The 23,164-nt window shown below is 64.2% G+C and carries 20 protein-coding genes; 9 read left to right on the forward strand and 11 right to left on the reverse strand.

Translation table 11 applies throughout. The annotated features are described in order from the left end of the window. Window positions 1-20: 20 nt before the first annotated feature. A complete protein-coding gene (locus tag QM685_RS19305; protein WP_415118241.1) occupies window positions 21-593 on the reverse strand; it encodes a nuclear transport factor 2 family protein in 573 nt (190 codons plus the stop codon). Between the two features lie 283 nt (window positions 594-876). Here QM685_RS19305 and QM685_RS19310 point away from each other — a divergent pair, with 283 nt between their 5' ends. From QM685_RS19310 to QM685_RS19340, 7 genes are all read left to right on the forward strand, one after another. Continuing rightward, window positions 877-2,535, forward strand: coding sequence for a flavin-containing monooxygenase (locus QM685_RS19310; RefSeq protein WP_415118243.1), 1,659 nt, complete (start codon window positions 877-879; stop codon window positions 2,533-2,535). Then, a complete protein-coding gene (locus QM685_RS19315) occupies window positions 2,532-3,302 on the forward strand; it encodes an SDR family NAD(P)-dependent oxidoreductase (RefSeq protein ID WP_415118245.1) in 771 nt (256 codons plus the stop codon). The genes QM685_RS19310 and QM685_RS19315 overlap by 4 nt, the downstream gene beginning before the upstream one ends. 285 nt (window positions 3,303-3,587) lie before the next feature. Further along, window positions 3,588-4,775, forward strand: a complete 1,188-nt coding sequence (locus QM685_RS19320) for an ABC transporter substrate-binding protein (protein WP_415118247.1) — start codon at window positions 3,588-3,590, stop codon at window positions 4,773-4,775. Window positions 4,776-4,824: 49 nt separating this feature from the next. After that, on the forward strand, window positions 4,825-5,700 hold the full coding sequence (locus tag QM685_RS19325; protein ID WP_415118249.1) for a branched-chain amino acid ABC transporter permease: 876 nt from the start codon (window positions 4,825-4,827) through the stop codon (window positions 5,698-5,700). Beyond that, window positions 5,693-6,640: a branched-chain amino acid ABC transporter permease gene (locus QM685_RS19330; RefSeq protein WP_415118251.1), complete on the forward strand. Its 948-nt coding sequence runs from the start codon at window positions 5,693-5,695 to the stop codon at window positions 6,638-6,640. Before QM685_RS19325 ends, QM685_RS19330 begins: the two co-directional genes overlap by 8 nt. A 5-nt stretch (window positions 6,641-6,645) precedes the next feature. Further along, on the forward strand, window positions 6,646-7,389 hold the full coding sequence (locus QM685_RS19335; RefSeq protein WP_415118626.1) for an ABC transporter ATP-binding protein: 744 nt from the start codon (window positions 6,646-6,648) through the stop codon (window positions 7,387-7,389). Continuing rightward, window positions 7,379-8,101, forward strand: coding sequence for an ABC transporter ATP-binding protein (locus QM685_RS19340; RefSeq protein ID WP_415118253.1), 723 nt, complete (start codon window positions 7,379-7,381; stop codon window positions 8,099-8,101). The genes QM685_RS19335 and QM685_RS19340 overlap by 11 nt, the downstream gene beginning before the upstream one ends. A 60-nt stretch (window positions 8,102-8,161) precedes the next feature. Here the strand turns inward: QM685_RS19340 and QM685_RS19345 are convergent, their stop codons facing one another. The 5 genes from QM685_RS19345 to QM685_RS19365 form a co-directional block, all read right to left on the reverse strand. Next, window positions 8,162-9,355, reverse strand: coding sequence for an HNH endonuclease (locus tag QM685_RS19345; RefSeq protein WP_415118255.1), 1,194 nt, complete (start codon window positions 9,353-9,355; stop codon window positions 8,162-8,164). 99 nt (window positions 9,356-9,454) lie between these two features. Further along, window positions 9,455-11,095: a cyclic peptide export ABC transporter gene (locus QM685_RS19350; RefSeq protein ID WP_415118257.1), complete on the reverse strand. Its 1,641-nt coding sequence runs from the start codon at window positions 11,093-11,095 to the stop codon at window positions 9,455-9,457. Window positions 11,096-11,115: 20 nt separating this feature from the next. Next, window positions 11,116-13,146: a Fe(3+)-hydroxamate ABC transporter permease FhuB gene (gene fhuB, locus QM685_RS19355; RefSeq protein ID WP_415118259.1), complete on the reverse strand. Its 2,031-nt coding sequence runs from the start codon at window positions 13,144-13,146 to the stop codon at window positions 11,116-11,118. After that, a complete protein-coding gene (locus QM685_RS19360) occupies window positions 13,143-14,063 on the reverse strand; it encodes an iron-siderophore ABC transporter substrate-binding protein (RefSeq protein WP_415118261.1) in 921 nt (306 codons plus the stop codon). Before QM685_RS19360 ends, fhuB begins: the two co-directional genes overlap by 4 nt. A gap of 2 nt (window positions 14,064-14,065) precedes the next feature. After that, window positions 14,066-16,228 carry a TonB-dependent siderophore receptor gene (locus QM685_RS19365; RefSeq protein ID WP_415118263.1) on the reverse strand — a complete coding sequence of 721 codons (2,163 nt, stop codon included), beginning with the start codon at window positions 16,226-16,228 and terminating at the stop codon, window positions 14,066-14,068. A gap of 250 nt (window positions 16,229-16,478) precedes the next feature. On the opposite strand from QM685_RS19365, the gene QM685_RS19370 reads away from it, so the two are divergent. Together QM685_RS19370 and QM685_RS19375 are read left to right on the forward strand one after the other, a co-directional pair. Then, window positions 16,479-17,300 (forward strand): AraC family transcriptional regulator, encoded by an 822-nt coding sequence (locus tag QM685_RS19370; RefSeq protein ID WP_415118265.1) that lies wholly within the window; start codon window positions 16,479-16,481, stop codon window positions 17,298-17,300. A 195-nt stretch (window positions 17,301-17,495) separates the two neighbouring features. Continuing rightward, the gene (locus QM685_RS19375) at window positions 17,496-18,623 is read left to right on the forward strand and encodes an aminotransferase class V-fold PLP-dependent enzyme (RefSeq protein ID WP_415118267.1); all 1,128 of its coding nucleotides are present in this window, start codon (window positions 17,496-17,498) and stop codon (window positions 18,621-18,623) included. 103 nt (window positions 18,624-18,726) lie between these two features. Here the strand turns inward: QM685_RS19375 and QM685_RS19380 are convergent, their stop codons facing one another. From QM685_RS19380 to QM685_RS19400, 5 genes are all read right to left on the reverse strand, one after another. Further along, window positions 18,727-19,629 (reverse strand): 2-dehydropantoate 2-reductase, encoded by a 903-nt coding sequence (locus tag QM685_RS19380; RefSeq protein WP_415118269.1) that lies wholly within the window; start codon window positions 19,627-19,629, stop codon window positions 18,727-18,729. A 100-nt stretch (window positions 19,630-19,729) separates the two neighbouring features. Beyond that, the gene (locus tag QM685_RS19385) at window positions 19,730-20,455 is read right to left on the reverse strand and encodes an alanyl-tRNA editing protein (RefSeq protein WP_415118271.1); all 726 of its coding nucleotides are present in this window, start codon (window positions 20,453-20,455) and stop codon (window positions 19,730-19,732) included. Between the two features lie 112 nt (window positions 20,456-20,567). Further along, window positions 20,568-21,410, reverse strand: a complete 843-nt coding sequence (locus tag QM685_RS19390) for a helix-turn-helix domain-containing protein (protein ID WP_415118273.1) — start codon at window positions 21,408-21,410, stop codon at window positions 20,568-20,570. A 184-nt stretch (window positions 21,411-21,594) separates the two neighbouring features. Further along, window positions 21,595-22,038, reverse strand: coding sequence for a VOC family protein (locus QM685_RS19395; protein ID WP_415118275.1), 444 nt, complete (start codon window positions 22,036-22,038; stop codon window positions 21,595-21,597). 66 nt (window positions 22,039-22,104) lie between these two features. Further along, entirely contained in the window at window positions 22,105-22,962 is an 858-nt protein-coding gene (locus tag QM685_RS19400) for a helix-turn-helix domain-containing protein (RefSeq protein WP_415118277.1), read from the reverse strand. Window positions 22,963-23,164 lie beyond the last annotated feature (202 nt).

Below are 23,164 nucleotides of genomic sequence, written 5' to 3' on the forward strand. Positions count from 1 at the left end.
TCAGTCCCGCGTCCGGCGCGTCAGCTCAGGCCGGTTTCCGCCCGCACCGCGAACAGCGGATCGTGCTGATCGCGGCGGCCGAGTGTCCATGCCGGATTGAGCGCGTTGTCGCTGGCATCGACGAGCTGTGACTGGATCGCATCGAACACGGTGCGGCGCTGCGCGATCCGCCATTCGTCGTGGCGTTTCTCGAAGCGGTCGACATAGCGGCCGAACACCTCGACCCGGCTGTTGCGTGTGCTGTCGGCATGCTTCGCGTCCAGCATCGCGCGGTGTTCGCTGGCCTGCGGCGCGAGTTCCAGCCGCGCGATGAAATACGTCTCGACCGCGGCGACGCTGTCGGACGCGAATTCCACGAGGCAGTTGCCGAGAAAGTGCGTCGATTTCAGCAGGCTCGGCGCATCGTGCCGTTCTCTGACCCACGCGATGAAATCGTCTCGCGTGCCGTTGAAGTCCGCGTGCTCGTCGCGGCCATCCTCGAAGAACGCGGCGCGGACGAGCTCCCAGTCGCGGCGGTCGACGCCGCGCGCGTAACGCAGCATGACGTCGCGAATCAGGTCCTTGTCGATCAGGCGTTGCATTGCGGCAGACACGGCATCGCACTCCTTTCGTTCGATGGCATCCACGATGCCGAGCGGGCAGGTAGCGCGTCAACGCGCGCGGCGCGTGTCTACCGTACTTTGAAATTGATCGCGGCCGCGCGAGGCGACGCATCGCGATGCCGGGCGGGGCAAACGCAAGTCCGCTATCGGCGTGACCGGTGCCGAATCGATTTCAATGTACGGGAAAGCCTCGCCGTCGCAATTGATGCGAAGTGGCGCGAGGTCATTCAATAGGTTCCTGCGAAGAGCAATTCATTTCTCAGGAGACAACCCCATGAACCAACCCCTGGACGTGCTGGACGCCGTGGTCGTCGGTGCCGGCTTCGGCGGACTGTATGCGATCAAGCGGCTTACCGACGAGGGTTTCCGGATTCAGGCATTCGAATCGGGCGATGGCATCGGCGGAACCTGGTACTGGAATCGTTATCCGGGCGCGCGCGTGGATCTCGAGTGCTGGGATTACTCGTACTCGTTTTCTCCGGAACTCCAGGACGAATGGGACTGGCCGGAACGCTATCCGACTTCCGCGGAACTGATGCGGTATCTGAATCACGTCGCCGATCGTTTCGACCTGCGCCGGCATGTGCGCTTCAATACGCGCGTCGAATCGGCGGTGTTCGATGAACAGCGGAACATCTGGAGCGTGACGACATCGGACGGCAAGGTCACGAACGCGCGTTTCTTCGTGCCCGCGACAGGCGTGCTGTCGGTGCCGAAGCCGCCCGAAATTCCGGGCATCGATACGTTCGCGGGGGAAAGTCATCACACGGGCCGCTGGCCGCATCATGAGGTCGATTTCAGCAACCAGCGCGTCGGCGTGATCGGCACCGGTTCGTCGGGCATTCAGGTGATTCAGGCGCTGGCCGGCAAGTGCCGGCACCTGACGGTATTTCAGCGCACGGCCGTCTATGTGGTGCCGGCGAAGAATCATCCGCTGACGCCGGAGATGCGCGCACGCGTGCGCGCGACCTACGCGGAGCGGCGCGCGGTCAGCCGTCTCACGCGCTTCGGCGTCGCGGTGCCGTTCCCGGTGGAGTCGGCGCTCGACGCGACCCCGGAAGAACGCCTGAAAAAATACGAAAACGCGTGGGAGAACAGCCAGTTGCTCGGCTTTCGCATGTGCTACGGCGACATTCTGTCGAACGAGGCGGCGAACGAAACGGTCGCCGAATTCATTCGCGGCAAGATCCGCGAGACGGTGAAGGACCCGGCGGTGGCCAGCAAGCTCCTGCCGCGCGGCTTTCCGTTCGGCACGAAGCGTCCGTGCCTCGGCGACACGTACTACAGCGTGTACAACCGCGACGACGTGACGCTGGTCGACCTGAAGCAGACGCCGATCGAGCGCGTGGTGCCCGAGGGCATCGTGACGAGCGACGGCCTGCACGAACTGGACGTGCTGATCTACGCGACCGGCTACGACGCGCTGACCGGCGCGCTCACCCATATCGACGTGCGCGGCGTGAACGGCCGCCCGCTGACCGACAAGTGGTCGAGCGGCGCGAAAACCTACCTCGGCCTGATGACGAGCGGTTTTCCGAACCTGTTCACCGTCACGGGGCCGGGCAGTCCGGGACCGCTCGCGAACATGTCGATGAGCATCGAGCAGCACGTCGACTGGATCGCCCGTTGCATGGCCGATCTGCGCGAAGCGGGCGTCGAGCGCATCGACGCGCAGCCGCAGGCGGAAGAGAGCTGGATGCAGCACGTCCAGGACGTCGTCGCGAAGACGCTTTATCTGAAGGCGAACTCCTGGTATGTCGGCGCGAACGTTCCGGGCAAGCCGCAGGTATTCCTGCCCTATCTGGGCGGTCACGGCACCTACCGCAAAAAATGTGACGACGTCGCGGCGGCCGGCTATACGGGCTTCGTACTGACACGCGGCAGCGATCGCGAGAACGAATCACGCAACGAAACGATTGGAGACGCAGCATGAGCGACATCAAGGGACGTCTGGCGGGCAAGGTCGCCTGTATCACGGGGGCGGGGGCGGGAATCGGACGTGCGGCGGCGGAGCTGTTCGCACGCGAGGGCGCGACGGTCGTCGTCGCCGAATTCGATGCGCGGAGCGGCCAGGCGACGGTCGACGCGATTCGCGCGGCGGGCGGCGCCGCGACCTTCGTGCGAACCGACGTCACGAGCGAGGACAGCGTGCGCGAGTCGATCGCGGCGGCGCTCGAATTCGCCGGGCGCATCGACGTGCTGTACAACAACGCGGGCGGATCGACCTCGGTCGACGCGCAGGTGACGGATTGCCCGGTCGACGAATTCTGGCGGGCCGTCAAACTCGATCTGTTCGGCACCTGGGTCACCTGCAAGTACGGCATCGCGGCGATGATGAAGACGGGCGGCGGCTCGGTCATCAACAGCAGTTCGGTGTTCGCACTGGTCGGCACCCGCGGCAAGGACGCGTATACGGCCGCGAAAGGCGGCATCTCGGCGATCACGCGTTCGATGGCCGTCGAATATGCGGCGCATCGCATTCGCGTGAACGCGGTTGCGCCTGCCGTGACGGTGACCGCGCGCGTCGCCGGGCTTCTCAAGACGCAGCCCGACGTGCTCAACAAAACCGGTGAGCGTCAGCTACTGGGTCTGATCGACCCGAACGAAGTGGCGCTGACGGCGCTTTATCTGGCATCCGACGAATCGAAGACGACGACCGGGCAGATCTTCCCGATCGATGGCGGATTTTCGATTTCGTAGGTCCGGAGGCGATCGATCGTCGATGAGGGTGCCCGGTGTCCGACCGGGCTGCCCGGCGTTGGCTCGTCCTGACAGATCCGGCCGTCGGGATTCCCCCTATTGGTCGGATGGACAGAAGGGTCGCCTTTCGATGTACGGAACCGTTGCAACGCTTGCGTTGCTCTTCCTTCGCATGGCGAATCTAATGCACTCCACAAACATACCTGGTTTCACAACAACATCTTTCATGGGACCGGAGTAAGCGCTAAAGCGCTAACTCCGGTCGACACGACAAGGAGACCCACCATGTTGCACCCAACGATTCGCCACCTGTTTCGTACATCGCTCGTCATCGCCTGTTCCGCGCATGTTTGCGTGTCGATGGCGAATGAAACCATCAAGCTGGGGTTGTCGGTACCGCTGTCCGGATCGGGTGCGCCCTGGGGCGTCGGCGCGGAGTGGCTGTGCCGCAAGGCAGCGTCGGAAATCGCGCAAGCGGGCGGCGTGCGGGTCAAGGGGCAGGTGGTCAACTTCGAATGCGTGACCTACGACAACAAGTACAACGCGGCGGAAGGGGCGAAGGTCGCGCAGGCGCTGGTCAACAAGGACGACGTGAAGTTCATCGCCGGCAGCATCGGCACCGCGCCGGTTCGCGCGCTGCAGTCGCTGACCGAGCGCAAGGGCGTGCTGTTGTTCACCACCGCGTGGGGCGCGAGCATCAAGGGGACGCACTACCCGCTGACGTTCACGCAGATGAACACCACCCTCGAGATCGCGCGGCCACTGACCGGCTTTATTGCAAAAGCGCATCCGATCAAGACCGTCGCGTTGCTCAACCCGAACGATGCCACGGGTCAGGAAACCGAGAAGACCGCGCGCGAGGCGTGGGAGGCCGCCGGTGTCAAGGTGGTGTCGAGCGACTGGTACGAGCGGGGCAGCAGCGAGTTCCAGCCGGTCGCGGCGAAGCTGAGCGCGCTCAAGCCGGACGGCATCGATCTGTGTTCGACGCCGCCCGCCGATGCCGGTCTCGTGTTCAAGGAGCTGGCGGGCCTCGGCTGGAACGGCGTGAAGATCGTCGAGGTGGGCACCGGCGCGAGCGGGCTGATTGCAACCGGCGGCAACGCAGTGCAGGGCGTATATCTCGGTGCGGCGGTGAGCCTCGACGGACCGTCGGTGACCGCGCATCAGCACGCGCTCGACGATGGCGTGCGCAAGGCGACGGGCGATTCGATCAATGCGGTGCAGATCGGCATCTACGACGCGGTCTATGCACTGAAGGCGGCGATGGAGATGGCGCAGAGCACCGCGCCGGCCGATGTCGCGAAGGTGATGAGCAACGTGACGTTCACGTCGTTCTACGGCAACAAGTCGGGATTCGGCGGCAAGGCGGTGTACGGCACGTCGCAGCAGATGCTGCTGCCCGTGATCGTCACCCAGCTCAAGGACGGCAAGCTCGTGGAAGTCGCGCGCATCGCGTCCGGCGAGCAGCGTTGATCGCGGCGGCACGCACCCCGGCACGCACCCCTTCAAGGCAGGCGGTTTTATGCAGACGTTTCTCCAGCTCACCTTCACCGCGCTGCAGATCGGCGCGGTTTACATCCTCTTCGCGCTCGGTCTGACGTTGATCTTCGGTGTGCTGCGCATCGTCAATTTCGCGCATGGCCAGTTCTTCACGCTGTCGGCGCTGATCGTCTCGGTCGCCGTGCCGTGGTTCTCGCACCGCGGCTCGCCCGTGTGGCTCGCGTATACGCTCGCCTGCCTGTGCGGCGTGATCGTCGCGTCGGCATTGGGCGCGCTCGTCTACGAAGTGGGCTTCAAGCGTGTCGAGCGCGATATGACGGGCTCGTTCATTCTGTCAGCCGGGCTCGTGCTGATGATCGAAGGCATATTCACGAAGCTGTTCGGCGGCATCGTGCGCCCGGTGCCGCCGCTCGTCGACGGCAACATCGACGTGTTCGGCATCAGCGTGGCCGCGCAGCGCCTCGTGCTGTGCGGCGTGGCCGCGGCGCTCACGCTGCTGCTGACGCTGGCGCTCGGCGGCACGCGCTTCGGCAAGGCGTTGCGGGCGGTGTCGATCGATCATCAGGCCGCGATGCTGCAAGGCATTTCGTACCGGCGCATCGGCTTTGCCGGCTTCGTCGCGGCCACGGCGATCGGCGCGGTCGCGGGCGCGCTGATCGCACCGGTGGCCGCGGTTTCGCCGACACTCGGCGACGCCTATCTGGTCAAGGGTTTCATCGCGGTGGTCATCGGCGGCATGGGCAGTGTGCCCGGCGCGATTCTCGGCGGTCTGTTCATCGCGTTCGTCGAGAGCTTCGTCGGCTTTTATTTCGATCCGTCCGTCGCGAGCCTCGCGATCTTCGTCCTCGTGATGGCGGTGCTGCTGGTTCGACCAAAGGGGTTGCTCGGTCATGAATGAACGTTTCTTTCGCCGCGGACTGCTGGCCGTCGCGCTAGCCGCCTTGCTGAGCGTCGCCGCGGGATCGGGTTACGCGGGGAACCTCGTGATCTGGATCGCCGTCGCGGCGGTGCTGGCAAGCACCCTGCGCTTCGTGTTGCTGATCGGCGAACTCAATTTCGCCGTCGCCGCGTTCTTCGGCCTGGGCGCGTACGCGAGCGGCGCCGCGACGACTCTCTGGCAACTGCCGTTCGGTCTGTCGTTGCTCGCGAGCGGGCTCGTCGCGCTGGTGGTCAGCGCCGCGTTCGGCTACGTGACGCTGCGCGTCAAGGGCCCGTATTTCCTGCTGATCGGCTTCGCGTTTACCGAGGCGCTGCGCATTCTGTACACGCGTTCCGAATGGCTGGGCGGCAATTCGGGGATGGTGGGCATCTTTCCGCCCGCGATGCTCGGCGACTACTTCCCGACCTTCGTGGTCGCGGTGGCGGGCGCGCTGATCCTGCTGCTCGCACGGATCGAACACTCCCACCTCGGGCGCGTGTTCGTCGCGATTCGCGACAACGACAGCGTCGTGCGTTCGGTCGGTATTCCCGTGCACGCGATGAAGGTGCTGTGCTTCTGCATCGCGTCGTTCGTCACCGGCATCGCCGGCGCGCTGCAGGCGTTTTCCAACAACGTGATCAGCCCGCTCGACTTCAGTTTCATGCTGTCGACGTTCGCGCTCGCCTATCTGAAGGTCGGCGGCGAGCGTCACACGCTCGGACCGGTGGTCGGCGCGGTGCTGCTGGTGCTGCTGGCGAGCGTCGCGCAGCGCTTCGGCGGCGGCGAGCAGATCTTCTACGGCGCGGCGATCGTGTTCGGCGTGCTGTTCATGCCCGACGGCGTGACAGGATGGTTCGCGCGCCGCCGCACCGCGCGCGCGAAAGCCGCGATGCCGTCGCCGGCGGGAGAAATGCAATGAGCACGATGGACACGCCATCGGTCCGGCTGCGCGCGCAAGGGCTGTCACGACGGTTCGGCGGCTTGCTCGCCGTATCGGACCTGAGCCTCGAAATCCGGGAGCGCGAGATCGTTGGCCTGATCGGCCCGAACGGCGCGGGCAAGAGCACGACGTTCAACCTGCTCAGCGGTTTTCTCGCGCCGAGCAGCGGGCGGCTGCAGATCGACGGTCACGACGTGACGGGCTCGTCCGCGGAGACGATCAGCCGGCATGGGCTCGTGCGGACTTTCCAGCACGGCAGCATGATGCGCACGATGACCGTCGAGGACAACATCCTGATCGGCGCGATCGGCGGCATGCGCGGAGGAAGCCGCCACGAGCGCGCCCGGCGCGTGCGGGAGACGGCCGAGCTGGTGGGAGTGCAGCACGTGCTCGGCGAGACGGCCGGCAACCTGCCGCACGGGCTGCAGCGGCTGGTGAGCATTGCGATCGCGTTTGCGCCGCGGCCCCGTCTGCTGTGCCTCGACGAACCGCTGACGGGCCTGAACCAGACCGAGGTGGCGTCGGTGCTCGCGACGTTCCGTGCTATCCGCGATCGTTTCGATACATCGATCCTGCTCGTCGAGCACAACATGAAGGCGGTGATGCGGACGTGCGAGCGGCTCTACGTGCTGCATCACGGCCAGTTGCTGGCCACCGGCACGCCGGCGGAAATCCGTGAGAACCCGCAAGTGCTCGCCGCCTACCTGGGGAATGTGAATGTCGACTGAAACGCCCACCCTCGAGGTGACCGATCTGGACGCGGCGTACGGCGTCGTGCCCGCGCTGCGCGGCGTGAGCCTGCGCGTGATGCGCGGGCAGGTCGTCACGCTGATCGGCGCGAACGGTGCCGGCAAATCCACGCTGCTGAAATGCGTAAGCGGGCTGTTGTCCTCGGCGCGCGACGCGGTCCGGTTGTTCGGCCACGCGGTCGGTGGACTGCCGCCGAACGCGCTGGTCGCCCACGGTCTCGCGATGGTGCCGGAAGGGCGCCGCCTGTTCGGTCCGATGACCGTGCGCGAGAACCTCGAACTCGGCGCCTACAGCCGCCGCGATAGCGCCGGCATCGCGCATAGCATGGAGCGCTGCCTCGCGCTGCTACCGGATCTGAAAGCGAAGCTCGACAAACCGGCGGGCTCGTTGAGCGGCGGACAACAGCAAATGGTGGCAGTCGCGCGCGCCCTGATGGCCGAGCCGAAGCTGCTGCTGCTGGACGAGCCGACGATCGGCCTTGCGCCCGCCGTCGTCGACCACATTGCGCGCGTGGTGCGCGAAGTCAGCCGCGCCGGTGTCGACGTGCTGCTGGTCGAGCAGAACGCGGAGATCGCGCTCGGCATCGCGGACTACGGCTACGTGCTCGAAGACGGTGCGGTGGTCGCGCATGCGCCGGCAGGGGAGCTCGCGGCGAACGACGAGGTACGACGGGCGTATATGGGGATGTAGTCGGCGCATGATGTAGCGCCCGGCGCCTGGGGTGCCGTCTCTTCGGGTATCGGTTGAAGGTTACATCGACAACCTGAAGTGTTCGATCTTTTGCCCCAGAACGTCCTCGGCCAATCGTTCATCTGACTTCGCCATCAGCATCGCCTTGATGTCTTCATCGTCGAGGACCAGAATTAACTTCCGGTGGATAAGCCACTGTTCCCTCAAGGTATGCTCGCAACCCGACGAATCGCCGCCTCTGCGTGAAATGATTAACCCAAAAAGACCCGCGCCGTGAGGTTTCAAATAGTTTGCAATTTGCAGAACCTCGGATTTTTTTATCTTTCTCGTGTAATTCTTGGCGTCGATTACGATGTAATCGGCTTCGTACTTTTGTCTCATGAAAGACCAGAAACCGCGCTCCGTATAATTCGGCATTATAAAATCCCGCCGATTGGCTTCTGATTTGTCGGATAGCTCCGGAATCGGCTTTCCAAGCGGTGGGGTGAACAAACATTCGAGAATTTCCCCCACGAGAGTTTGATAGACGTAGCAGTCCGACTTTCCAGGCACACAGCTTTCCAGGGAATTGATGAGTTCCTGCTCACGGGCCAATTCCTTTGGACGCGTGATCCGCGCGAGAAGCAATGTCCGGTAGTAGCCCGGTTCCGATTCCCTTATCTGCATCGAAAAGCGCGATGCGATGTAGCGCAAATCCCATGCTTCGATGTTCGCCGCGCGAAGGGCCGATAACTCTTCTTCTCTCAATGTAGCCGGGATGGCGAGGACCATTCGGCAATCCCCATAGCCAGCCTTATACTTTTCAAGTTGCCCGATAGCACTATGAATGTGCGCGGCGGTTAAAGCTGGATACGTCTTGCACTCGATTAGCAATGTCTCGATGCCGTCGTCGTTGCGACGGTGAGCCAGGATATCCGCCCGATAGCGGATCTCGCGACCCAGCACGATCTCCCTTTGCACATCACTGTAATCTCTATGACGCGTCAATAGCCCTGCCAGAAAGCTGACGAACTCGATTTCGCGTGGCGGACGATCAAATGATCGATGACAATTTGCGCACAAAATCGTCAGGTTGTCTTCGGATAACTCGCCGCCCCTGGATAAAGGGACGAGATGGGCGAGTTCCAGTGGAGCCAGATCATCGGTGATACCACATGCGACGCACCTGTGATTATGTTTCTCCAGCAATCTATGTCGCAGCGCTGCTCCGGTTCCTGGAATTGACCTGATTTCTGTGATTTTTTCTTCACTCATATCATTCTCGGGCTGCGTGGGATGGCTGGGCAATCGCCGATCAGGACGTTCTTAAAAGTAGCATCGTCGGTTGATCGCATCAATGCGCCTCAGTGCGCATCAATGCGCGGCAAGCTGGGCGCGCGGCGTATCGCCCACACCGGTTTCCACGAGTTGACCGTATTCGAGCTTGATACGGCGATCGGCGAGGTGGAAATAGCGGTCGTCGTGCGTGATGACTATCACGGTCTTGCCCTTCGCCTTCAACCCGGGCAGCAGCGTCCGATAGAACACCTCCTTGAAGAGCGGGTCCTGATCCGCGGCCCATTCGTCGAACAGATAGAACGGTCGATCCTCCAGATACGCGACCAGCAGCGCGAGCCGCTTTCTTTGTCCTTGTGAGAGTTCCAGCGTGGAGAACGCGCCGTCTTTAATGCTGACTTTGTGATCGAGCTGCAGACGCACGAGCAGATCCCGCGCAGTCTGATCGAGGCTGTCGACGCGTATGCCCAGCAGGGTATCGAACAGAAAGAAGTCGCTGAACACCACCGAAAACAGTTGCCGGTAACTGTCGCGATCGGCTTCGTCCACGGGCGCGCCGTTGACCACGATGCGTCCGCTTTCGGGCGCATAGAGGCCGACGATCATCTTCGCGAGCGTGGTCTTGCCGCTGCCGTTGCCGCCGGTCAGATAGATCAGCTCGCCGGGCCTGAAGGTGAGATGGATCGGCCCGAGCGTGAAGACGTCGTTCTCTTTCTCGCGGAAATAGCGATGCGTGACGCCGTCGAGCACGATGCTCTCGAAGCCGTCCTTCACCGGCGCATCGAGGCCGTTTTCAAGGGGCAGTTCGGCGTTCACTGCCTCGATGCGCTCCAGCGCGACGCGCGCGGTGCTGATGTTCGGGAGCGCCGACAGCAGCGATTCGATCGGCATGATCATGTAGAGAAACACCATCGCGTAACCCGACATCACGTGCGTATTCACCGGATAAAGCCGCGCGACCACGAACAGCGTGATGCCGATGAAGGCAAACAGGATGAAGCTGCCCCAGCTCGCCGCCGCCGCGTAAAGCACGTAGCCGCGTGTGCGCTGCACGCGCACGGCTTCGACGTTGGGGGACAGCGTGTCGTCGATGAACGCGGCGCGGCGCAGGCGATGCAGCTTGAGTTCCTTGGCGCCGTCGAACAGCGCGCGGAAATGGCGCACCAGTTCGTCCTCGCGCTGGCGCGACGCGCGCAGATGAAAGAGCGCGCGGCCGTTGGCGACGCGAAAGCCCGCCGCGCCGATGCCGATCGTCATGATCGCCACCAGCAGAATCTGCCACGACAGCACGCTCAGATAGGCGAGACAGCCGATGATGACGGCGCTTTGCATCGCCAGCGCCGGCATGCGCACGAACAGCATCACGATGGCGTCGAGATCCTGCGTGAGCACGGCGAGCGAACGCGCGGCGCCCTGCTGTTCGAGATGGCGAAACGAGGCGTCGCCGAGGCGGCGGATGGTCTGCATGCGCAGGTTCGCCTTGGCGCGCTGGCCGAGGCTCATGAAGAGCGTCTGCGAGAGCGTGCGGGTGGCGAGCACGACCATGCCGAGCACGGCGAACCGCCAGCCGAGGTGTGCGAGCTGTGCGGTGGATGCCGACAGCGCCTGGTTGATGAGCGCGACGAGGCCGGCGTTGCCGAGGCCGCTGACGATACTGGTGACGAGCGCAACGAACAGGGTCCAGCGTGCGTTGCGCGCGAGCTTCAGAAGCAGAGTCATGACACTCCTTGAACGGTGCGTCAGGAACCGGGCCGGTCTTGCGCCGGTCGCCGGAACATCGTGAGGATCAGATAGAGTCCGCCGAGCAGCGTGGCCATCACGCCAGCCGGCATTTCCTGCGGGAACAGCACCCAGCGGCCGAGCCAGTCCGAGCCGATCATCAGCGTCGCGCCGAACGCGGCGGCGACGAACAGCAAGGGCATGGCGCGGCGGATGCCGAGCATGCGCGCCATGTGCGGCGCCATCAGGCCAATGAACGAAAGCGGCCCGATCACGAGCGTCGCCACGGCGCTCAACATCGCGCTCAGCATCAGCAGGCCGAAGCGTGCCCCGGCCATGTGCACGCCGAGCCCCAGCGAGACCGCATCGCCGAGCGGCAGGATTTCCAGCCAGCGGCGGCACAGCGGCACGGCCGCCAGCGCGAGCAGCGCGCAGGCGGCCACCAGGGCGGCCATCCACGGACCGACGTTGTAGGTCGAGCCCGCCAGCAGGTTGTAGAGGATGATGACGCGCGGGTCACCGCTCGATATCGCGATCACGGAGATGGCCTGGAATGCCGCGCTCAGCGTCATGCCCGCGAGGATCAGCGTATCCGGCGAGAACGACGCGGCGCGCGCGATCAGCACGAGCGCGCACAGCGTGAGCATCGAGCCCGCCGCGCACCAGACGAGAAAGGTCGGCAGCCCCGGATGCGCGGTGAGAAAAAGCGCGCCTGTCAGGCCGAGCGCACCGCCCGCCGGGATGCCGAGCAAGTCGGGACTCGCCATTGGGTTGCCGGTCATACGTTGCACGATGCCGCCCGAGAGCGCGAGCAACACGCCCACGCCCGCCGCCGCCACGACGTGCGGCATGCGCAGGAACAGCAGCGCGCCCGTTTCGTGCGCATCGCTCAGATGCCAGCCCGCGAGGCCGCGACCCAAGGTGAGCGAGATCACCGTAACCGACGCCAACGCCAGCACGCTCACGAGCGCCACGGCGCGCAGGCCGCGTGGCGAGAGCCGCGCGCCATGCTGCGCGGGCGTTTGTGCGAGATCGGGGCGGCCGCGCAGACGGCGCAGCATGATCAGCAGAAGCGGTGCACCGATCAGCGTCGTGATCGCGCCGGTCGGAATCGTCATACTGAAATGCGCCGTGCACAGTTGCGCGAGTTGATCGGCGAGCCACAGCAGTGCCGCGCCGGTCAGCGGCGACCAGATCATGCGCTCGCGCAAACGGCGCGCGCCCGCGAGCCGCGCCACCGCGGGCGCCGACAGCCCGACGAAGCCGATCACGCCCACCGCGCTGACCACGAAGGCGGCGATCAGCAGCGTGAGGCCGAGCGTGAGGCCCCGCGTGGTACGCATCGAGATGCCGAGGCTCGACGCGACCGTATCGCCGAGATCGAATACGGCCAGCGGCCGCAGCAACAGCAGCAACGGCAGCGCGCACGCCGCGAAGCGCACCGCGAGTGCCAGCGCCACCCGCCAGTCGTGCTGCGCGAACGAACCGCCGCCCCATACCAGCAGGCCGCTCAGCAGATCGTAGTGCGAGATCGCCAGCGCGAGACAGAACGCTCCGCCACAGAGATTGACGATCATGCCCGCGAGGATCAGCGCGAGCGGCGACATGCCGCGCCGCGCCGCCAGCGCGAACACGGCGGCCAGCGCCGTTGCGCCACCCGCGAGCGCGACTGCATCGCGGCCGGCCGCCAGCAGGAACGGCGCATACACCGTGGCGAGCGCCAGCGCGAGCCACGCGCCCGAAAAGATACCGAGCGTCATCGGTTCAGCGAGCGGGTTGCGCAACACCTGCTGGGTCGCGACGCCCGCAAGTCCGAGCGCCGCGCCGCACAGCAGCGTGACGGCCACGCGCGGGACATCGCTGTAGTGAACCAGCAGTTGCGCGACGTCGGTGTCGGCGGGCGCAACGAGCGCCTGCCACCAGAACGCAGCCGCGAGCCGCGCGTCCAGACGCAGCGCGAACAGCAGCGCCGCCAGCGCGAACAGCGCGCAGACGGGCCATAGCGGCGTGCGGCGCGGCGGCGCGAAGGGCGTCGTTATGGCATCCCTCATGCGGGCTCCGCGGCGTGCGCGGCAGGCAACGCGGCCAACGCATCCACGAGCGCCCGCGCGAAGTAGGCCGCGCTCAGGATGCCGCCCTCGGGCGGCACCTCGGCCATGCCGGTCATGCGGCCCGCGTGCGCGAACGGCATCGCCTGCCAGACGCGGCTCGTCCGCATCATCGACGCGGTCATGGCGGGCAGCGGTTTTGTGTACACGAGCGTCGCGCGCGGATCGGCATCGAGCGCATCGAAGCCGATCATCGCCGCCGCCGCGCCATCCTTTCCGCCCCATGCGTTGCGCAGGCCCAGTTGCACGATCAGCTCGCCGAACAGGCTGTGCGTGCCGAACACACGCAGATGCGATTCGTCGATAAAACGCGTCATGTAGATGGGCGCGCCGCGGTCTGGGTCCGCATACGCGGGCAACGCGGCGAGCCGCGCGCGCGCCTGCGCAATCGCGCGCCGCGTTTGCGCCACGGCGGCCGCGCCTTGCGCCTCGCGACCGAAAAGGCGCGCAAGGTGCATCGTCTCCTCGCAGGCACCCGTGTACGGCGTGGGACTCGCGCGGAACTGGCCGAGCGTGACGGTGGGCGCGATGCGTTCGAGCGTGCCGCCCATCGACGCATGCGCGGGCGTGATGAGAATGAGGTCGGGCTTGAGCGCCAACATGAGCTCCATGTTGGGCTGAAACATCAGGCCCAGATCGACCACCGCATCCGGCACCGGGCAAGCCGTGAAATTGCGCCGGAAACCCGGCGTGTTCGCCATGCCGACGGGCACCACGCCGAGCGCCAGCACCAGTTCCGCGAGGCCCCAGTCGAGCACGATCACACGGCGCGGCGCGGCGGCCCAGGCCTGCGCGCCGGGGGTAACGGAAGATAGAAGGGCGCCGCCCACGCAGGCGGCGATCAGCGTCCGGCGCTTCATCGCTACCACTGATACTTCGCGCCCGCGGTGAGCAGACGGCCTTGCCCCCAGTAGCAGTAGTTCGCACCGGTACACGAAGCGAAATATTTGCGGTCCAGCAGATTCGACACGTTCAGCCACGTGGTCCAGCCCTGCATGCTGGAGAAGTGTCGGCCCAGGTCGTAGCGCAGCGAGAGGTCCACGAGCGTCGCCGACGAGGTCATGAACGAGTTCGCCGTATCGCCGTACGAGCCGCCGATGTAGCGCACGCCGCCGCCGAACAGCAGCCCCGCGAGCGGTCCGGCCGAAACGGTGTAATCGGCCCACAGCGAGGCCGTGTTGCGCGGAATGCCCACTGGCACCTTGTTCAGAGTCGCCGAGTTGCTCCTGGTGTTGAGCAGGTTCGTGTAGGTGTAGCTCGCGATCAGTTGCAGGTTGCTGCTTAGGCTCGCATGGCCTTCCACTTCGAAGCCCTGCGAGCGGACCTGGCCCGTGAGCACGCTGAAGCCGCTATGCACCGGATCGGTGGTCTGGACGTTGTTCTCGGTGAGATGGAACGCCGACACCGTAACGAAGCTGTTAAAGCCCCTGGGTTGCAGCTTCACGCCCACCTCGTACTGTTCGCCCGTGAGCGGCGCGAATGCCTCGCCGCTATATGAGGTGCCGACCTGCGGCTGGAACGAGCGCGAGTAGCTGAAGTATGGCGCCACACCGTTGTCGAACTGGTACACGCCGCCCGCGCGCCACGTGAACGCGCGGTTGAACTGCGTGGTCGTGGCGCCCGTCTTGTACGAGGTCTGATCCTCGTTGGCCCAGTCCTCACGCGCGCCGAGCAGGAACGACCACTTGCCGATGTCGAGCTGGTCCTGCGCGTACACGCCGAGCTGCTTGATCGACGTGGCATTCGACGTCGCGAACATGAAGGTCGGATACGGGATCGTCTGGCCGTAGATCGGGTTGCTCTCCTGGAGACCCGGCGTGGAAGTCAGATTGCCGTAGAAGTAATGGTCGAACTGCATGTTCTGGTAATCGAGGCCGACCGTCACGTTCTGCTTCACCGGCCCCGTTTCGAACTTCGCGTTCAACTGGTTATCCACGGTGTGCGAATTCACGCTTCCTTCGTTCAGGTACGCGGTGCGCGCGAGCGTGTCGGTGCCGGCCTTGAAGCCGTCGTTGCCCACGTACTGGATCGTCTGCGTATTGCGCAGGAAGCGATAGCTCTGCCTGAACGACCACACGTCGTCGATGCGATGCTCCAGTTGATAGCCGATCGCCGCCTGGGTCTTGCGGAAGCTGTCCCACGTCGGCTCGCCCGGATTGAGGCTGCGGCTCTGCCACGTGTACGGCACCGAGTTGTAGATGCCCGCTTCCGGATCCGCCTGATAGTTCGCGTAGACGGTAAACGTCGTGTCCTTCGTCGGGCGGAACTGGATGGTTGGCGCAATCGAGAAGCGCTGCCGGTTCACGTAGTCGGTCTGCGTGCCGGTGTTGAAGCCGTCGGCGGTCAGGCGGTAGAGGACCTTCCCGTCCTGGTCGAGCGGGCCGCTGAAATCGAAGAAGCCCTGGATGCGGCCGTAGCTGCCCGTTTGCAGGCCGACTTCGTGGTACGGCGTGTCGGTCGGCATTTTGCTCACGAGATTGAGCGTGCCGCCCGGCGAGCCCTGGCCGTAGAGCACCGAAGCCGGACCGTGCAGCAATTCGATGCGCTCGAACATGTACGGATCGAAGCTCGTGACGTTGTAGCCGAACCCGCCGTTCGGACCCGGCGTACGCAGGCCGTTCCAGTACTCGTCGATCAGGAAGCCGCGCGCATAGAGGTATTCGAGCGAATCGGTATTGGTGCCGCGCTGCTCGGGGTTGATGCCCGAGGTGTAGCGCAGCGCCTGCGCGACGCTCTGCACGTTCTGCACGTCCATCTGATCGCGCGTGACGACCGAGATCGACTGCGGCACCTTGATGATCGGTGTGTCGGTTTTGGTGCCGGCCGTGCTGCGCCTCGCCACATAGCCCACCACTGGCCCCGTGCCCGTTTCCCTGTCGCGCGTGCTCTGCACGACCACGGCCGGCAGTTGCTCGCCCGGCTGCGCCGCTGTGTCCGACGCCGCCACGGGCGCCGCCGCCGTCTGCGCGCCGGCGATCTTCGCGATCGCCAGCGTCACGACCGCCGTGATGGTGCGAAGCTTCATCCGCCGCGCCTTATCCGTCACGTTATCCATGTTGTTCGACGATATCCTGCCCCATCCCCGATTCATCCCGTACACCCTGTCCAAGATTGAAGAATCGCCACAATACGAATACGAATCATTGCTATTTTTATCCGTGAAGCGGCATGCGGACGATAGAATACGGTCTGAGCTTCGCCGACGTCCTGTCAAATAGCTGTGCAGAACCAGCGAAATTTGACGGTTCCACGATATTTTCTTCCTCAGTTCACAAATGAGCGATTTCTGGCAACGCTTCACCGGGATGCAGCAGCGTTATCTCAAGCGTCCTGTCATCGCCAAACGCTATGACTTTGAGCCCGGTGACTGCGAAAGCTGGCATTCGCACACGCATCCGCAGTTCGTCTACACGACGCGCGGCGTGCTGCGTGTCATCACGCCCGACGGCGCCTGGACGCTCGGACCGTATCGCGGCCTGTGGATCGCGCCGCTCGTCGCGCACGAATTGCAGGCCATCAGCCCGACGGTGATGTACACGGTCTATTTCGACGCGGAGGTCGCGCCGCGCGACGAGCCAAGCTGCCACGTGCTGATGATTTCGTCGCTACTCCACGAACTGGTGGCCGCGCTCGTGCTCGATCAGCAGGCCGGCCATCCCGCGCGCCGCTCGGCGTTGATCGACCCGTTGCTGCTGCAGGAAATGCGCGACGCGCAACTCGCCTCGGAAGGGCTCTTGCCGCTGCCCAAGGACCGTCGCCTGCAGCAGATCTGCGGCCAGTTGATGGACGCGCCCGCCGACAACACACCACTGAACGACTGGGGCATGCGCGTGGGCGCGAGCGAAAGCACGCTCGAGCGCGCCTTCAAGGACGAGACCGGCCTGACTTTCGGCCAGTGGCGCCAGCGGCTGCGGCTGGTGGAATCGATCTCGCGCCTTGCCAGGGGCATGCCGGTCTCGACTATCGCCACCGAACTCGGTTATCGCAATTCCAGCGCCTTCATCACGATGTTCCGGCGCGCGATGGGCGAGACGCCGCAGCGTTTTCTGCGCAATCGTAGCTGGCTGGAGCGGGTTGAAGCGCAGAAGGCACAATAGACGGCGCGCACGACAACGCCACGGCCGGATCATCGGACACATCGCCCAAAGCGAATCCGGCGCTGAACTCGCGGCGCCCGCGCGCGACCATTTCGACGAGGTGAAACGAGGCAAGATCGCGGACAGATACCGTTGCAGCCAGCTTTCGTTAGAATCTGTTTTCGATTCTTTATTCGTCTATCACCGGAGGCGAACGTGCCAGGATTACTCCCCGATGTCGACCGCGAGGGACTTCTCGAATATTCAGTCGTCTACACCGACCGATCCATCAACCATATGTCGCAGCTTTTTCAAGGCGTCGTACGCGATATTTCCGGCGCCCTGAAAAAAGTCTACAACGCGAAGTCGGCCGTTATCGTTCCGGGCAGCGGGACTTTCGGCATGGAAGCCGTCGCCCGGCAGTTCGCGACGAACCGGAAGTGTCTGGTCATCCGCAATGGCTGGTTCAGTTTCCGCTGGTCGCAGATTTTCGACATGGGCGGCATTCCGTCTGAATCGATCGTATTGAAGGCGCGTCCGGTCGAACAAGGAAGGCAGGCTGCATATGCACCGCCGCCGATCGAAGAAGTGGTCGCCGCGATCAGGGAACACAGGCCGGATCTGGTCTTTGCGCCGCATGTCGAAACCGCGTCCGGGATGATGCTGCCCGATGCCTATTTGCGCGCGGTGTCCGACGCTGTTCATGCCGTCGGCGGAATGTTTGTACTGGATTGCATCGCGTCCGGTACGGTCTGGGTGGACATGCAAGCCAGTGGTATCGATGTGCTGATCAGCGCGCCGCAAAAGGGATGGAGCGCGTCACCCTGCTGCGCACTGGTCATGCTCAGCCCTCTCGCCCGCGAAAGAATCGACGCGACAACCAGCACCAGTTTCGCTTGCGATCTTCGCAAGTGGCTGCAGATCATGGAAGCCTACGAGAACGGCGGGTTCGCGTACCACGCCACGATGCCCACGGACAGTCTCGCGACGCTGCGCGACGTCATGAAGGAAACCGACGCATATGGCTTCGACAAAGTGAGAGCGGAGCAGCTCGAACTCGGCACGCGCGTTCGCTCACTCTTGAGTGCCAGGGGTTTCAAAAGCGTGGCGGCCGAAGGTTTTCAGGCTCCGGGCGTCGTGGTCTGCTATACGGACGATGATGGCATACGATCCGGCAAGAAATTCGCTGATGCCGGCTTGCAGATCGCTCCCGGCGTTCCCTTGCAATGCGACGAGCCTGAAGACTTCAAAACCTTCCGCATCGGATTGTTCGGGCTGGACAAACTGCATGACGTCGAAGGTGCGGTCGCGAGGTTTGCCAGGGCGTTGGACAGCATTCTTTAGAGCGTTTTTCCGGAGGACTCCGGAACCTGCCGGAATAGCTATGCGTATGCTTCGGCCCTGGCGGCCGTTCGGCGTGCAAGGTCTCCCCTGTCTCAAACAGAATTCAGGCGGCGTCGCTGATTGCCTGCAGGAGTACAAGCAGCATTCGGTTCAGTGGCGTCGGGATACCGAAACGTTCCCCGCAGGCAACGACGGCGCCGGTTAGCGTCTCGACTTCAAGAGGACGGCCCGCGAGTCGGTCGAAATACATGGAGGTTCCGGCGTCGGCCGGATACGTCAGAAGCGTTGCCAATATCTGCGTCGCTTCATCGTCGGCAAGCTGAGCGCCATCGGCACGTCCGACCACGGTGGCCTCTTCAAGAACGGCAACGCACAGTGCTTTGATTCCCTCTCGCCGGAATACGGCCTGGCGTTGCAAGGTCAATGCGGTAATAGGGTTGGCCACTATGTTGATGAGCAGCTTGCGCCAGGCGAGAGTGACGAAATCCGCGCTTCGCAAAACCCGCATCGGCGTACCCTCGATCAGGCTGGCAAACGCCTGTCCGTTCACGTCGTCCCGAACAGCCAATTCATACTGGCCGGCGCGACGGAAGCGCATGCGGTCCGGCGCCAGTCGCTCGCCGTTGTAATAAACGATTGTCGGCACGACCGTTGCCGTCCCGATAAAAGGCGCGAGACGCTCGGCGTGCCCGATGCCATTCTGCAAAACCGCTACTCGGGTTCGAGGCCCGCAGAGTCGGGTAAGCCACTCCGCCACCATAGGCGTTTGATGTGCCTTGGTGCATAGCAGTACCCAGTCCACGGGTTCGGCATCCGCGGCATCTGTCAGCGCCCGAATGGAGATATCGACCGTATCGTCTGGCCGTTCGACGACCAGACGATCTATGGGGGTCCTCACGCAAACGGTGACGTCATATCGGCCGAGCGCGGCAAGCGAGCCTGCGATGACCCCGCCGATTGCACCGAGGCCGACGACGGCAATCGTCACAGGGTTCTGGTGCTTCATGAACTTCTCCGGAAACTTGTCCGAGCGCCCCCCAACCCGTGGGCGTAGCCGCCGATCGTCCTACCCACGCCCAGAGCGACGGCCCCGCTCGTCTGCGTGCTCATGCGTTCACGAGACCGATACGCACGCGGCGGTTATGGCGGCCTTTGTTGTCGATTTTCAGAATACGGATCGGGCGGGACGCCCCGGTTTCCGCGAGATGCGTGCCACCGCACGCCTGGCGGTCGAGACCGACGATCTCGACGATGCGGATCCGGCCGTCGTCGGTGGGCGGCGGAGTCACCGACCTCGAGCGAATCAGTCCGTGCTCGCCGCGCGCGTCGGCCAGCGGCACATAGATGTCCCGGACGGCCAGACTCTGCCTGATGACGTCGTTGATCGGCCCCTCCAACGCGCGCAAGCGATCGTTGTCGGCGTCCGGCACGTCGAAATCCATGCGCGCGGTGCCGTCGTCGTTCATCTGCACGCCGGTAACGAGCGCACCGTCGAAGGCCTGGAAGACGAACGCATTGAGCACGTGAGTCCCCGTATGAAGCTCACGCATCATCTGCCGGAACGACGGGTCGACGGCGGCTTGAACGGTTTCCGCCAGCTCGGCCGCGGGATCGTCGAGAAGCGTCCAGAGCCGGCCGTCCACCGTTTCGAAGCCCGTCACCGCTGCTTCCCCTCCGTTGTGACGGAGCACGCCGCGGTCGGCCAACTGGCCGCCGCCGCCCGGATAGAACGGCGATTCGGCGAGAAGTACGCGCCCCGGCCTTGCATCGACCACCTGCGTTTCAATGACGAGTGTTTCGGGATTCGCGTGATAGAACGCGCGTGCGGGCATGCTTGCCTCCCATACTGGTTACACAGATAGGGGCAGTATCGCGCCACGCAGCGCGCGCGTATTGGTAAAAATTGCGGCGGAGTTGGGGCGGAGTGGCGGCGAAAAGGGGCGGCTAATGCGCGGCGGCGCCGGCCGCTGCCCTGGCAAACTGCAGCGGCGTGATGCCGTAGCATCGCTTGAACTGCCGTGTGAGCGCGCTCTGGTCGTAAAAGCCCGTCGCGGCGGCCACGTGCGCGATCGGCATGCCGCGGCGCAGAAAGTGGCATGCACGTCTCAGGCGCACCTGGGTCAGGTACGTGTGCGGGGTCAGGCCGAGGCAGCGCTTGAACAGCCCGATCAACTGAAAGGGCGTGAGCCCGGCGGCGGCACTGAGGTCTTCGAGGCGCAAGTCCTCGGCGTGCCGGTCGTTGACCAGATCGGTCACGATCGCGAGCAGCGCCTCGTCGCGCGGTGGCGGGTCGATGCGGCCACCGCCGCTGCCATGCCGCTGATACAGGCGCCCGAACGTCGAAAACAGCAATTCCCGCTCGCGGAAGAGATCGTGTCCGTCCTGGAGCGCCCGATGCAGCGTCAGGAAGCCTTCAACAAGATCGGCATCGCCGAACATGTTGCTCGTGAAATACGGAACGTCCTCGATCCCCAGACCTCGCGCGACGGCATGGATCGCCGACTGCGTGAGGTAGAACGACCGGTAGCGCCAACGCTCGCTGCACCCCATCCAGCCCGAATGCGCCTCGACCGGATTGAAAACGAACAGCTTCGATGCGCGTGCCTCCTCGACCACGCCACGGCTCCTGATCACCGCCCCGCCGGTCTCGGTGACGGCGATCACGAAGCCGTCGTGCGTATGCGGCGCATACTGCTGGGTTGTAAAGTCGGCACACATGAGGCTCAGGCCCGGCGTATGCCGATCCCACCAATAGCGCGACAGGTTCTTCGGATCGCTACGTGCCACGGTTAATTCTCACATTGCGCGGGTAAAGCCCGGAGTTTCTTCAAATGCATCACCATTGGCATCGCGTGCAGGTAGTTCGCCACGCATCTTTGCGCCTGCCTTGTGGTGCAGTGAGTGAATGTAGCCGATTTTCCCGGACTGATCCAGGGGCAGCAACGCGCGTCGTAACGGCCCGTTTTCCCCGCTATTTCTCGAACATCGCCGTATAGCGCCGCTGCATCTCGTCAGGCGTCACGGCTTCGAACTGCGCGCCGAGCAGCCATTCGTGACCGAACGGATCTCGCACTGTCCCCGAGCGCTCGCCGTAGAAATGATCGGCGAGCGGCCGCACGACCGACGCGCCCGCTTTCACCGCATGCTCGAATAGCTGGTCGACGTCGTCGCAATGGATGTGCAGCAGCACGCTGGTGTGACTGTCGGTGGCGGGGGCCAGCATGCCGTGCTCGGGATATTCGTCGGACAGCATCACGGTCGCCGGACCGATCTTCATTTCCGCGTGCCCGATGCGGCCGCTCGGCTCGGTCAGGCGGAATTGCTCGACTGCGCCGAATGCCTGCGCGTAAAAAGCGATGGCCTGCGCGGCGCCGCGTACGCGTAGATAGGGATAAACCTCGTGGATGCCGCTCATCTTCATCTCCGAGTGGGGTTGTCCTGCCATTATCGGGGAGACGCGCGCGCTGTTCTTGTATTGCTTTTACCTGCGTGCTGCCGGCGTGTTTGCGACGACATGATGGAGCGGGCTGTCGGGATCCAGCGCGCGGTATCGGCTGGGTGTGATGCCGCCCAGCGCGCGGCATTCGCGGGTGAAGTGCGGTTGATCGTAGTAGCCCATCTGCGCGGCGACGTCGGCCAACGCGGGACGCGGTTGTTGCGCGAGCATCCGCAGCGATCCGCTCAGACGCTGAATGCGCAGGTAGTGGCTCGGCGTCATGCCGATGGCCTCGCGAAACAACGCGATGAAGTGCCGCGGACTATAGCCGCCATAATCCCCGCGTGCGCGGGTTTCAACTGCGAGCTCGAGTGCTTGCGAATTGCTCCCGTGCATCAGCGCATGCTCGACGGCCGGATGCATCGACAGTGCGATTCGCAGGTGCTCACCGAGGCGCTGTTCGAGAATGCGAAAGATCGTGCGAGGATCGGGTGCCTCCATCAGTTGCTCGTGGAGCAGGCGGGCGCGATGTCCCCAGAGCGCGTCGAGACTCACATGGCAGTCCGCCAGTTCCGCTGCCCGGACGCCGAGCACCGGTCCGACGCCGCCCGTGCGGAACGACACACCGGCCACCGCTCCGCATGGTTTCGGGCCGTTCATGTAGTAGCGCGATTGCGGACCGTGTAACAGGCTGCCGGTCCAGACCAGCGGCTCGTACGCCTGGTCAGGTAGGCATACGATCCGCTGCTCGCTCAGGGTGAACACGAGTTGTGGCCGCCCGCAGGGCAGCGCGTGCTCCCAGTGTTCGTGGCGCGCGTCGCGCCGCGTCCACCAGAAGCAGTCAACGAAGCGGTCCAGCGGCGGGGCGGGATGGTGGCGGAGAAGTTGCACGCGATTGACCATGTGGTGAGCGGATAACGCGCGGGATCTTAGAATATTAAGCGTGTTCGCGGAACGATGAATCGCGGCCCAACGGTGTCCCGACAAAAGGGCGAAGGGCGCGCAGTCAACACATCGCCAGTCGCGGTCGCTATCTGGATCATAGTCGCATGTTTCGACCGCTCGCGCACCTTCGCCGATCCCGATCCGAAGTTCGACCGTTGCG

It is taken from the genome of Paraburkholderia sp. (assembly GCF_047605525.1).
In the GTDB taxonomy this organism is placed as follows: Bacteria; Pseudomonadota; Gammaproteobacteria; order Burkholderiales; family Burkholderiaceae; genus Paraburkholderia.